The 12,093-nt window shown below is 71.4% G+C and carries 11 protein-coding genes and 4 tRNA genes; 4 read left to right on the top strand and 11 right to left on the bottom strand.

What is annotated here, in order from left to right:
- Positions 1-17 precede the first annotated feature (17 nt).
- Positions 18-90 (bottom strand) — tRNA-Trp (locus tag CC117_RS12380).
- Between the two features lie 262 nt (positions 91-352).
- Here CC117_RS12380 and CC117_RS12375 point away from each other — a divergent pair.
- Positions 353-1,561, top strand: a complete 1,209-nt coding sequence (locus tag CC117_RS12375; RefSeq protein ID WP_071083857.1) for a pyridoxal phosphate-dependent aminotransferase — start codon at positions 353-355, stop codon at positions 1,559-1,561.
- Between the two features lie 160 nt (positions 1,562-1,721).
- On the opposite strand, the gene CC117_RS12370 is transcribed toward CC117_RS12375, so the two are convergent.
- The 5 genes from CC117_RS12370 to CC117_RS12350 form a co-directional block, all read right to left on the bottom strand.
- Entirely contained in the window at positions 1,722-2,150 is a 429-nt protein-coding gene (locus tag CC117_RS12370; RefSeq protein ID WP_071083856.1) for a MaoC/PaaZ C-terminal domain-containing protein, read from the bottom strand.
- Between the two features lie 21 nt (positions 2,151-2,171).
- Positions 2,172-2,627, bottom strand: coding sequence for a MaoC family dehydratase N-terminal domain-containing protein (locus CC117_RS12365; protein WP_071083855.1), 456 nt, complete (start codon positions 2,625-2,627; stop codon positions 2,172-2,174).
- A 294-nt stretch (positions 2,628-2,921) separates the two neighbouring features.
- Complete coding sequence (gene rpmG / locus CC117_RS12360) at positions 2,922-3,086, bottom strand: 50S ribosomal protein L33 (protein ID WP_018638491.1); 165 nt, start codon at positions 3,084-3,086, stop codon at positions 2,922-2,924.
- Between the two features lie 95 nt (positions 3,087-3,181).
- A tRNA-Met gene (locus CC117_RS12355) sits at positions 3,182-3,258 on the bottom strand.
- Positions 3,259-3,353: 95 nt separating this feature from the next.
- A tRNA-Thr gene (locus CC117_RS12350) sits at positions 3,354-3,426 on the bottom strand.
- A 505-nt stretch (positions 3,427-3,931) separates the two neighbouring features.
- Between CC117_RS12350 and CC117_RS12345 the strand changes: the two genes are divergently transcribed.
- Both CC117_RS12345 and CC117_RS12340 read left to right on the top strand, forming a co-directional pair.
- Positions 3,932-5,635 carry a GH25 family lysozyme gene (locus CC117_RS12345; protein ID WP_321572603.1) on the top strand — a complete coding sequence of 568 codons (1,704 nt, stop codon included), beginning with the start codon at positions 3,932-3,934 and terminating at the stop codon, positions 5,633-5,635.
- 112 nt (positions 5,636-5,747) lie between these two features.
- The gene (locus CC117_RS12340; RefSeq protein ID WP_071083854.1) at positions 5,748-6,635 is read left to right on the top strand and encodes a DUF7144 family membrane protein; all 888 of its coding nucleotides are present in this window, start codon (positions 5,748-5,750) and stop codon (positions 6,633-6,635) included.
- 35 nt (positions 6,636-6,670) lie between these two features.
- Here the strand turns inward: CC117_RS12340 and CC117_RS12335 are convergent, their stop codons facing one another.
- The 3 genes from CC117_RS12335 to CC117_RS12325 form a co-directional block, all read right to left on the bottom strand.
- Positions 6,671-7,129 (bottom strand): gamma-glutamylcyclotransferase family protein, encoded by a 459-nt coding sequence (locus tag CC117_RS12335; RefSeq protein WP_071083853.1) that lies wholly within the window; start codon positions 7,127-7,129, stop codon positions 6,671-6,673.
- A 2-nt stretch (positions 7,130-7,131) separates the two neighbouring features.
- Positions 7,132-7,659 (bottom strand): orotate phosphoribosyltransferase, encoded by a 528-nt coding sequence (pyrE, locus tag CC117_RS12330; protein ID WP_071083852.1) that lies wholly within the window; start codon positions 7,657-7,659, stop codon positions 7,132-7,134.
- A gap of 178 nt (positions 7,660-7,837) precedes the next feature.
- A tRNA-Tyr gene (locus CC117_RS12325) sits at positions 7,838-7,922 on the bottom strand.
- A 131-nt stretch (positions 7,923-8,053) separates the two neighbouring features.
- Between CC117_RS12325 and CC117_RS12320 the strand changes: the two genes are divergently transcribed.
- Complete coding sequence (locus CC117_RS12320) at positions 8,054-8,542, top strand: YajQ family cyclic di-GMP-binding protein (protein ID WP_071083851.1); 489 nt, start codon at positions 8,054-8,056, stop codon at positions 8,540-8,542.
- 549 nt (positions 8,543-9,091) lie between these two features.
- Here CC117_RS12320 and htpX read toward each other — a convergent pair.
- Positions 9,092-9,964 (bottom strand): zinc metalloprotease HtpX, encoded by an 873-nt coding sequence (gene htpX, locus CC117_RS12315; RefSeq protein WP_071083850.1) that lies wholly within the window; start codon positions 9,962-9,964, stop codon positions 9,092-9,094.
- An 83-nt stretch (positions 9,965-10,047) separates the two neighbouring features.
- Entirely contained in the window at positions 10,048-11,055 is a 1,008-nt protein-coding gene (locus CC117_RS12310) for a Rossmann-like and DUF2520 domain-containing protein (protein ID WP_241830047.1), read from the bottom strand.
- Between the last annotated feature and the right edge of the window lie 1,038 nt (positions 11,056-12,093).

The following is a 12,093-nucleotide window of genomic DNA, read 5'->3' as shown; positions in this document are numbered from 1 at the left end:
CGTTCGTCGGTCCAACGCAGGGGCGACAGGACTCGAACCTGCAACCGCCGGTTTTGGAGACCGGTGCTCTACCAATTGAGCCACGCCCCTTAGACGTACCCGGAGCCCTGACAGTTCCACCACTGAACACCTCCCGAACGRATCCTCCGAGGACGCCGCGCCATACTCCGCGCGCCGATCCTCCCGGGACCATCGTTCCGCTGAGATGGGCCGTAAGCGGGGCCGACAGACCGAGCGGATCGAGCATACCCCTTCGTCGCCGGGGAGCTCGCCGCACGGTACTCCCGGACGTCCGCAGGTCGCCCCAGGACGGGCCGGACGGGCCAGCCCGTGGACGCTCTCCCGTGGCAGCATGGCGGCCATGAGCAGGATCTCCCACCGCATCGCGGGCATCGCGCCATCCGCGACCCTAGCCGTCGACGCGACCGCCAAGGCGATGCGCGCCGCGGGCAGGGACGTGATCGGCTTCGGTGCTGGCGAGCCCGATTTCCCCACGCCCGAGCACATCGTCGCGGCCGCCGAGAAGGCGTGCCGCGAGCCGCGCATGCACCGCTACACCCCCGCCGCGGGCCTGCCCGAGCTGCGTGAGGCCGTCGCGGAGAAGACCAGACGCGATTCCGGTCTGGTCGTCGAGCCGAGCCAGGTCCTCATCACCAACGGCGGCAAGCAGGCGGTCTACCAGGCGTTCGCGACACTGCTCGACCCGGGCGACGAGGTCATCCTGCCGGCGCCCTACTGGACGACCTACCCCGAGGCGATCCGGCTCGCCGGGGGTGTCCCCGTCGACGTCGTGACCGGCCCGGAATCCGGCTACCGGGTGACCGTCGAGCAGCTGGAAGCAGCCCGTACGCCCCGCACCAAGGTCCTCCTCTTCTGCTCTCCGTCCAACCCGACCGGCGCCGTCCACACCCCGGAGGAGGTGCGGGCCATCGGCCGGTGGGCCGCCGAGGCCGGCGTCTGGGTCATCAGCGACGAGATCTACGAGCACCTCGTCTACGGCGACGCCCGCTTCGCCTCGATGCCCGTCGAGGCGCCCGAGCTGGCGGACCGCTGGATCGTCGTCAACGGCGTGGCCAAGACGTACGCGATGACCGGCTGGCGGGTCGGCTGGCTGATCGCCCCGCTGGACGTCGTCAAGGCGGCCACCAACCTGCAGTCGCACGCCACCTCGAACGTCTCGAACGTCGCCCAGGCAGCGGCACTCGCCGCCGTCGCGGGCCCGCTCGACGCCGTCTACGAGATGCGCAAGGCGTTCGACCGCCGGCGGCAGACCATGCACGGGCTGCTCGTCCAGATCCCCGGCGTGCAGTGCCCGCTGCCCGACGGGGCGTTCTACGCGTACCCCTCGCTGGAGGGCGTGATCGGCCGGACCCTGCGCGGGCGCACTCCGGCGACATCCGCCGATCTGTGCCAGCTCATCCTGGAGGAGGCCGGGGTCGCGATCGTCCCCGGCGAGGCCTTCGGCACTCCGCGTTTCGCCCGGTTGTCCTACGCGCTCGGGGACGACGACCTGGTCGAGGGTGTCCGGCGGCTCGCGGCCCTGCTGGCCGAAGCCTCCTGACCGACAGCCCCCTACCCGCACACCGGGCCCCGCGGCGACCTGCCGCGGGGCCCGTGTCCGTTCGGTGGCTGTGTCCCCGTTCTGTGCCGGCCCGTCGTGCGAGCTCGTGCGCCGCCGGGAGGGGCCCCGCGCCAAGGACGCCGGAGCGCGGCGGCAGCGGTCAGCCGAGCTGGACGGTGGCCCGCGCAGCCATGAGTACCTTGGCACCCTGGTGGCGGACTGTGAGGTTCACCACCACCCGCCCGCCATCGAGCTTCTTCTCCACAACGCCCTGGACAGAGATCTCGRCACCCTCGTCGTCGTCGGGCACGACGACCAGTGAGGAAAACTTCACGCCGTACTCGACGACCGCACCGGGATCGCCGGCCCAGTCGGTGACCAGGCGGCCGGCCGTGGCCATTGTCAGCATGCCGTGAGCGAGAACGCCGGGCAGCCCGGCCTCCCGCGCCGCACGCTCGTTCCAGTGAATCGGATTGAAATCGCCGGAAGCGCCGGCGTAGCGCACCAGATCGGACCGCCGCAGAGAAAAGGTCCGGTCACCGATCACGGTGCCGACATCGACGTCGTCATAGGTGATGGCGGGCGGCATTCCCAGCTCCGATCTGCCCGGTCACCGCGGCGGCGCCGTGCCGCGGGACACCAGGCTGCACGTTCCCTCGGCGACGAGCTCCCCGCTCGTCGAGGTGAACTCGTAGGACGTCACCAGCAGCTCGTTGCGGCCGACGGAGCGGATCGACGCCAGCGTGGACCGCACCACCAGCTCGTCGCCGGCCACGACCGGCCGGTGCAGGGTGAAGCGCTGCTCCCCGTGCACCACGAGCGTGTAGTCCAGGCCCAGCGCCGGGTCGTCGGTGGGCAGGCCCAGGCTCCCGGGGATCGCGGTGACCAGGAAGGTCGGCGGCGCGGGCAGGTCGGCGTGGCCGGCCGCCTTGGCTGCCTCCACATCGTGGTACAGCGGGTTGTCGTCGCCGATCGCGCGGGCGAACTGGCGGATGTGCTCGCGGCCGATCTGGAACGGGACGTCGGAGGTGTAGCTACGACCGACGAAGTCCTGGTTCAGCGGCACCGCGCGCTCCGATCTCGACCTGGCCCGGTCGGGCCCGGCCCGACTGGACGGTGACCCGGACCGGCCACCGTCACACCCGGCCGGTTCAGCACCTTACCGGGAGTGGTGCCCGCCCGGCGGACAAAGTCCCGAGCAGCCGACTGCGGGAATGACGAAACCGGGTGGGTCCGCGTGATTCCGGACCCACCCGGTGAACGTCAGGTGCAGACAACTGGAAAGCCCGACCTGCCCGGCGCTGAAGGGCCTGGGTGCGTGCTCCCGAGGCTCGGCCGGCGCAGTCACGTGCCCGCGTGGTCAGCGGGTTTCGCGGTGCTCCGTGTGCGAACGGCAGTTCGGGCAGAACTTGCGGAGTTCGAGACGGTCGGGGTCGTTCCGCCGGTTCTTCCGCGTGATGTAGTTGCGGTGCTTGCACACCTGGCACGCCAGTGTGATCTTGGGACGAACGTCGGTGGCAGCCACGGCGAGAGGCCTCTTCCTGTCTCGAATGCTTACAGACCAAAGGGGCCGCGACTCACCGGACCCTGCGGGGGTCACTACGGTGCRCCGCGACCCGATGGTAGCGGTGGCCGGACTTGAACCGGCGACACAGCGATTATGAGCCGCTTGCTCTGCCAGACTGAGCTACACCGCCATGACGGATCACTGGCGAGCGAGGACCCGAGAGACAGTATAAGCGGATGTACCACCCACTGCCGATCACGATCCCACCCGGCACCGGACCGCCCGAGCCCCTTTACGGAATCGAACCGTAGACCTTCTCCTTACCATGGAGACGCTCTGCCGACTGAGCTAAAGGGGCGTGTTCGCGGGACTCACGTTACACGACGCCGACGGCCTCGTGACGGGCACCCCCCACCAAATTTTGCGGCAGCCGGCACGGAGCGACCACGAGCCGCGACCGACCCAGGGCGCCTGCCCACCGACCCCGGCGGGYAGGCCGTATCCCAGGCCAAAACGCCCGCGGGGCCCGCCGCCCGAGTCCGGCACGCGGGCGGCGACGGATGCGCGGCGGCCTCCGTCCTGGCCGGCCGAGGGATCCCGCGGTTCCCGCGACCGACGACGGCGCCTGGTGACGAACCGCGACGGCCCACTCCGACTCATGGGCAACACGCAGTGATGGTTGGACCGGGCGAAGGCGTATCAAAGGCGCACCACAGTGGACTTCAGTGATGGCGGGGCCGACACGCGCCCTCCGTTGATAGCTGTAAGTAATCACATGAGTGCCTAGCGTGTGGCCTGGCCACAGACGCGCGCCCACCGGGTGCTACCGAAGCAGCCGCGCCGCCCAGCATCGAGGTTTGCTCATGCCGCTCTCGCACCATGCCGCCCGAGACTCCGGAACCCCGGACGCGGCACCCTTCGTCCCGCACGCCCAGCAGGCGGGACGCCCCGCCGCGTCGCGGGCCCTACCTCCGCTGACCGGAGTACCCGTCCCGGCCGGCGCATCCCTGCCGGCGGGGACCTCCTTCGCGACGCTGCACGCCGCCTTCCACAGCCGACAGCAGACCCGGACAGCTCCGCCGCGCCTCGTACGTCCTGCCCCCGCCACCGCCCACGCCCGGCCGCAGTCCCCCGGCGGGGCTGCCCGCGCCACCGTCGACTCCTCGGTGGCGACCTGGCGGCTGCGCAACACGGGCCGGTTCTCCGTGCGCGTTCTGGGCGTGGCGACGGCGGCCGTCACCGCGGTCGCACTGTCCGCGGGCACGGCGCAGGCCGTCGGCGAGCCGACTGCGACCGGGCAGCCCACCCCGTCCACGCAGCCGGTCACGCCCGCCCCGCCCGCGCCACCGGCTCCCGGTGCGGCAGCTTCGGCACCGGCTCCGACTGACAGTGGACCGGACCGCATCCTGCTGGCCGAACCGTCCCCCGCCTGGCCGCGGGGCATCGACGTCGCCTCCTGGCAGCATCCCGGATCGGCCCCGATCGACTGGAACGCGGTCAAGGGCTCCGGGGTGAGCTTCGCGATCGTGAAGGCGACGGAGGGCACCAACTACACCAACCCGTACTTCACCGGTGACCGCACCGCGGCCCGACAGGCCGGCCTCACCGTGGGCGCCTACCACTACGCCCGCCCGGCGGCCCCGATCTCCACCGCCGTCGACCAGGCCCGGCACTTCCTGGCGGTGACCGGTCTCACCCGCATGGCGGGGCACCTGGCGCCGGTCCTCGACATCGAGACGACGGGCGGCCTGGACCCGGTGGCCCTCGCCGCCTGGACGCGGGCCTTCCTGGAGGAGGTCGAGTCCCAGACCGGCCGCGCACCGATCATCTACACCTACCGGTCCTTCTGGACAGACCACATGGCGGACACCCGCGACTTCGCGCACTACCCGTTCTGGTTCGCCATCTACAACAACGAGACCACGCCGGGATGGCTGCCCGGCGGCTGGCCCGGGTGGGCCATGTGGCAGTACACCTCGTCCGGGACGGTGCCCGGCGTCAGCGGAAACGTCGACATGAACGTCGCGTGCTGTTCGCCGGCCGAGCTCGCCGGACTCGCGGACGGCACGCTCTCCGAGATCGACCGGCGCTTCRCCTCGGCCGGCCTCCTCCAGTACTCCCTGGGCGCGCCGACGGGTGTCGAGCTGCGGGCCGGCGGCGGCGGGCGCTGGCGGCCGTTCGCGAACGGCCTCATCTTCTGGTCCGTCGCGACCGGGCCGCGCGTGCTCCACGGGGAGGTGGCCAGGAAGTACCTGGAGCTGGGCGGCAGCGACGGATTCCTGCAGCGCCCGCTGAGCGACGTCGAGTGGGCCACGGCACCCGGGGCGCACCAGGCGATGTTCCAGGGCGGCTGGATCTACTGGCACCCGGCGACCGGTGCGCACGAGGTCCACGGCCTGATCCTGCGCCGTTACCTGGAGCTCGGCGGCTCGACGTCCGCCCTGGGTCTGCCGGTGACGGACGAGTACTCGGTACCGGGCGGGCGAGAGAGCGCCTTCCAGTTCGGCAAGCTGCGGTGGACGGCCGCCACGAACGCGGTCACCCTCCTCCCCGCCGCGGCGCTCTGAAGGCCCCACCGGGAGGGGAGTGACGTCGACTCACGGGGGGTATCTGGCCCGGGTGCGGCGGTGTGTGGCCGCTCGGCTACAAGCAGCGTTGCCGCGCAGCCGGGAGGACCAGATGGTAGATCTGCGGCAGGCACGCAACACCGACGGATGGCTGCTCTTTGCCGCCGTCATCATGTTCATCGTCGGTTTCCACAACCTCATCTACGGCATAGCGGCACTGCGCGACTACATCGTGGTGGTCGACAACCTCTACTCCACCTCGACCGGCACCGGGGTGATCTACGCCAGCACCTCGTTCTGGGGCTGGCTGTGGATCGCGTTCGGCGTCATCCAGATGGTCATCGCGGTCGGCATCGCGGCCGGCAACGAGCTCGCCCGCTGGGTCGGCATCGTGATCGCCGCGCTGAACGCGATCGGCCAGCTGGCCYTTCTCGCCGCGTTCCCGGTGTGGTCGGTCATCATCATCGCGATCGACATCCTGGTGATCTACGCGCTGGCCACCTACCAGACGCGGGGACGTCCGGGCGGCGCGGTCGAGCCCTACCCAGGTGACCGGCCCGAGGTGGCCCGCGGCGCGTCGACGCGGTCGCGGACAGGCGCCTACGCGGGCAGCACGACGGGGCCCGGCGGTGGCGGCATGCGCGCCGGCGGCGATGCCTCCGGCGCGGGCCGATCGGGGGGCCCCGGCGACGACTTCTTCGAGCCGGCCTCGGACCGACCGGGCGCCGCGGGTGGCCGGCCGGCCGGCCACGACCGTGCGGTCGGAAACACCGGAAACACCGGTAGCACCGGTAGCACCGGTAGCACCGGGGACGACCGGGGAGCCGGTATGGCCGGCGACTCCGGTGGGCGCTTCCCGTCGGGGCCGACCGACCCGAGCGCGGCAACGCGACGCCCCGAGTCCGGTTACCGGCCTGCGCCCGGGGGGACGGGCGGCACCGGGCCGGACTCCGGCGCCGGTCGCTGGAACAACGAGCGCCCACCGCCCGCTGACCGCTAGCAGTCCACCTGACCGCCGAGGCCGTCGCGGACCTGTCACCGCGGCGGCCTCGGCACGTCCACCTGCCGGCGCCACTCCAGGCAGTGATCGATGAACCCGGCGAGGTGCTCGGCCTCGAAGGCGGCGATGTTCCAGTCCCACGTCTCCACCTCGGCCGGACTCCGCCACAGGTAGGCGACGGCCCGTCCGCCCTCGGCCAGCGGGACGTCCCGCGGCTCGTAGGGCTCGCCTTCGAACAGGTCGAGCAGCTCCCGCTCCGCTCGGGTGAGACCGCGCAGGCAGGTTCCCTGGCAGTGCACATCCGCGGTGGCCGGGACCAGGCCCGGGTAGCTCCGCCCCCGCAGTGCCGCGGCCCGCCATCCCCGGACCGCGCCGGAAGTCATGGCCGGACGCCGCCCGAGCAGCGCCTCGACGACCTCGGCGAAGCGCAGCGTTCCGTAGGCGAACAGCACCGACTCCGCCGGCCGGCCGCCGTCCGGGGAGAGCGCGGGCACGGCTATCCCGCCGCGTCGAGGTCGGCCCGGGTCAGCACCGGGCGCAGAGTCAGGCCGATGTCGGCCAGGCGCTCCCGGCCGCCCTCCTGCCGATCGATCACACACAGGACGTCCTCGACGACCGCCCCCTCCTCCCGCAGTACGCGGGTGGCGTCCAGGACGGCGCCGCCGCTGGTCACGACGTCCTCCACCAGGACGATGCGGCGGCCTTCGACCTCGCCGCCCTCGGCGATCCGCCGGGTGCCGTACTCCTTCGCCTTCTTCCGGACGAACCGCGCCGGTAGGCCGGTCCGGGCCGAGAGCAGCGTCGCGAGCGGGACGCCGCCCAGCTCCAGACCCGCGAGGAGATCCGTGCCGGGAGGCAGATGTACGGCCATCGCGGCCACGATGTCGGCGAGCAGGGCGGGCTCGGCCTCGAAGAGGTACTTGTCGAAGTACTCCGTACTGGTGCGACCTGACCGCAACACGAAGGTGCCGGTCAGATGAGATGCCGCCCGGACCCGGACGGCCAGTGTGTCGATGTCGGCCACACCGACCGACTCTACGGGCCGGCCTTCTCTGGTTCCCCGGACCGGCCGGCCCCGCAGGTTCGGCCCGCTGGCACGCTTACCGCGCGAACCTACGGACATACGACCGCCGAACATGACGAAGGCCCGGAGAGAAACCCTCCGGGCCTTCGTCGACGCGTGTCCCCCGGACGAACCGGGGTGGTGGCAGGTGATGGATTCGAACCATCGTAGGCTCAGCCGACGGTTTTACAGACCGCTCCCTTTGGCCGCTCGGGCAACCTGCCGTGTTCGGCAAGCATACCGGTTGCTCGGAGCAGTACGACGGGAGGGGCACCCGAACATCCCGGCCGATGCCCGAACCACGTCTCGGTGCGCCAGGCCGCACCGAGCGACCCGACCCAGGAGGTCCGTGCCCGTGGCAGATCCGTCCTTCGACATCGTGAGCAAGGTCGACACCCAGGAGATCGACAACGCCGTCAACCAGACCGCGAAGGAGATCCGGACCCGGTTCGACTTCCGGGACACCGGCGCCGCCGCGGAGCTGAGCGGCGAGACGATCCAGCTGCAGGCCAACAGCGAGGAGCGGGTGAAGGCAGTCCTGGACGTCCTGCAGGAGAAGTGCGTGAAGCGCGGCATCTCACTCAAGAGCCTCGAGTACGGCGAGCCGCGGCAGTCCGGCAAGGAGTACCGGCTGACCGTCACCGTGCAGCAGGGCATCGCGGACGAGAAGGCCAAGGCGATCGCCAAGAAGATCCGCGCCGACGGGCCCAAGGGTGTGCAGGCGCAGATCCAGGGTGACCAGTTGCGGGTGACCGGCAAGAAGCGGGACGACCTGCAGCGCGTCATCGCACTGCTCAAGGCGGAGGACTTCGAGGTTCCGTTGCAGTTCGTCAACTACCGCTGACGCCCGCCTCGGCTGCCCGGCCGGGGTCCTGCCGGCCCGACCTGGCCCGGCGGCCCCGGTCAGCCGGCGTACGAGGCCGACCCGCGACATCCGCCACTCGCCGACCGTCGGCCGCCGCCCGAAGCGCGGATGCCTGACGTAGGACGTAGGACATCCGATGCCGGCGATATGACATTGTCCTTGACAACGAAGGCGGGCCGTCGGCAGCGGCAGGATTCACATGCAGGTGCACAGGATTCTGCACGGTCGCCGATTCTCGTACGGAAAGCAAGCCGATGCCCGGACTGGGAGACTTACCCCGGAAAAGGTGCACCCCGCCCGATGGGGGGTTTCGGGCGGGGTGCGCGCGGCGGAACCTGGGGGGTACGCTCCGCCGCGGTCCGTGAGGATTAAGCGTACTCGCGTTCGGGCGCCGCGGCGTGCCTTCCGCGGGTCTTCTTATTTCACCGCAGTGAACTCCTTGTGCCCGACTTGTACTCGCCGGAACCGTGCGCCGACGTGGTCCGCACCATGGCTCGCCGCAGCCCTGGAGGGGGCCTACACGGGGGYCTACTGGTAGGGGTTCATCCGGGCGCGCTCTTCCAGCCGGGCGACTCGTTCGGCGATCGGCGGGTGGGTCGAGAAGAACCGGGAGACGCCACCACCGCGGAACGGGTTGGCGATCATCAGCGCGGATGCCGGGCCGAGCCGGGAATCGGCCGGCAGCGGGCGCGCCGCGGTTCCAGCCTCCAGCTTGCGCAGAGCACTGGCCAGCCCGAGTGGATCGCCGGTCAACGTCGACCCGGACTCGTCGGCCTGGTACTCACGGGCGCGGCTGATCGCCAACTGGATGATGGTGGCGGCAATCGGGCCGACGACGATCAGGGCGAGCATCTCCACCAGGCCGGGGCCCTCCTCGTCCCGGCCACCGCCGAAGAAGGCGAAGACCTGCATCATGTTCGCGAAATAGACGATGATGCCCGCCAGCGCGCCCGCGACCGAGGCGATCAGGATGTCGCGGTTGTACACATGACTCAGTTCGTGCCCCAGGACGCCGCGCAGCTCGCGGTCGTCCATGATCTCCAGGATTCCCTCGGTGCAGCACACTGCCGCATTACGCGGGTTCCGGCCGGTCGCGAAGGCGTTCGGAGACGAGGTGGGGCTGAGATAGAGCCTGGGCATCGGCATGCGCGCCCGGGTGGCGAGTTCCTGCACGATGGCGTACAGCCGAGGCTGCTGGACCTGGCTGACCGGGTATGCGCGCATCGCGCGCAGCGCGAGCCGGTCCGAAAAGAAGTAGGAGAAGCCGTTCATCCCGAGGGCGAGCACGGCCGCGATCACGATGCCGCCCCTGCCGAACAGCGAACCGACCGCCACAATGACCGCCGAGAGCACGCCGAGGAGAAGAGCCGTCTTCAGCCCGTTGAGACTGCGATGAGGCATGGCTGTCGCGCATCCGTCCTGTTGACCTGTTGCGACTTCACCAACGAAGGAGCTGACACTCCTCGTTCCCGGCGGTGGCTGCCCTACGCCGGAGCGCCGCCGCCCTGCCCGGCACCTCCGGGTGTATCCGGGTCGCGGCCCCRCTCCCCCGCGGCGGCGCGCACGGAGGCGGCGACATCCGAGGTCAGCAGGCCTGCGCCCTCGAGGCGGTCGGCCGTCAGGACGGCCAGCGCGGCGTAGGCATCGGCGAGATGGGGGTCCAGCCGCGCCAGCTCCGCCCACTGRACTGTGACGGTCCCGACATCGCCACGCCGGACCGGGCCTGTCATCGCGTGTTCGCCGGCGGCGAGCGCGTTCTCCAGCGACATCCGCAGCAGCGGGCCGAGCGCCGCCGCCTGGTCGTCGACGCCGGCCGCGGCCACCAGCTGCCCGGCCGCGGTGACGAGGGTGGCAAGGAAGTTGCCGCCGAGCACCAGGGCCGCGTGGTAGATCGCCCGTCGCTCCTCGGGGATGATCGCCGGCCGGCCACCGACGCTCTCGACGAGACGACGGGCGCGGGCAGCCGCTGCGTCGTCCCCGGGCGCGGTGGTGATGCCGAACGTCGCACCGACCAGCCGAGCCGCGTCGTCCGGTGCACCGGTCAGGGTCATGATCGGATGGATCGCGGCGGCCCGGGCACCGACTGCGGTCACCGCCCGCAGCGGCAGGATCCCGTGCCGCCCGCTCAGATGCGCGACGAGGGGAGCCGGCGTGCGGGCAGCGCCGGGAGCGACCTGCCGGGCCACCTCGGCGATCCGGTCGTCCGGCACACCCAGAATGATCATTTCTGCTCGGGCCGCGGCCGCGGCGGGGGTGACACAGACCTCGGCGGCGGGGAACACCGCCGCGGCCCGTTCCCGGCCAGCACCGGTCCGGCTGTACAACGCGCTCACCTCGTATCCGGCAGCCACGAGCGCCCGGCCCATCGCCGTGCCGGCCCGGCCCGGCCCGATGATCGCCACGGAGCACCCGGCCGACTCCACCGGCTCCAGCGACTCCAGCGACTCCGTCGGTTCGTCCGCCGGTCCGGCGTCGGGGGACTGCGGCCGCATGTGACCCTCCTCCTCGTGCACGCCATCCGCCATCCGTCCGGTCGCGCTCACGCCGGTAAACCCGAACGTCACAGCACAAAGGAACGGGCCGCGTTCGGGGTGGTGCCGGGATGCCGGGCCGGGCGTCGACACTGCCGTGGTGGCCTTCTCACGAGGCCGTTTCGGGTGATGCCGGCCGGCCGCGAAGCCGCCGGGCACCGGCCTGCCCTCCGCACCGTGACGGCCGACACGCCGCCGCTGCCTACATACGGCGTTCCGTGCACGGTTGGTGCCGGCGGYGGCGCAACCGGGTCACGGCCATCGTTATCGAGCGATACGAATTGGCAGCCCGGCGAACCGCTGAGATCCGCCTATAGACGACGGTTGCGTCGGCCACCATCGACCCTATCCGRCCCGCTCCTGGAATACAGTCATACCGTGACGGGCCGCGCGGCCGCCGAGGCGGGCCAGCGTTACCACCAGGGTGCCGAGCGGTCGTTTAGCCGACTACGCCGCCATAGCCGCCGCGGATCGGAGGCCAGCTGAATACTCGCGCGCCGCACATACCTGCCGCGGTCGGGGCACAGGCCACCGGCGGGCTGCCCACACGTGCCGTCGGTGCCTGCGCACGAGGCTCTGGCGCCTGGCCGACCGGCCAGGTCCGGCTGTCCGCCTGCGGACACCCGTCAGGGTTCCCGCGAGCGGGTGACGTCGTATGTCGTGGTGGTCCCGAGGGGGCGACGGGTCCCAGCGTCGGCGCGGCTCCGCGCTCGCGGCGACACGCGGCCGGTGTGTCGCCCGCGGGAGTCCGGGCCGCTCGCGCCACGTCCGCATGGTCCGCCGGAGGCGGCCCGGCCCCCTGTTCCCGGACCCCCGCGGCCGATACCAGAAAACGCATACTGCAACCAGTCACGCACGGCCAGCAAGGGGTCGGCGGTCGGGATAATCCGGCCGGAAGCCGCGGTACCCCGCTCTTCCCGGCGACGCCGGGCGGCGGCATCCTCGTGCCCTATTGAGCTGCCCGGTAGGCTGGGGTGGTACCTGAGGAGGTTACTAAAG

Source organism: Parafrankia colletiae, from assembly GCF_001854655.1.
Taxonomy (GTDB): domain Bacteria; phylum Actinomycetota; class Actinomycetes; order Frankiales; family Frankiaceae; genus Parafrankia; species Parafrankia colletiae.
This window is presented reverse-complemented; position numbering and strand designations above follow the sequence as displayed.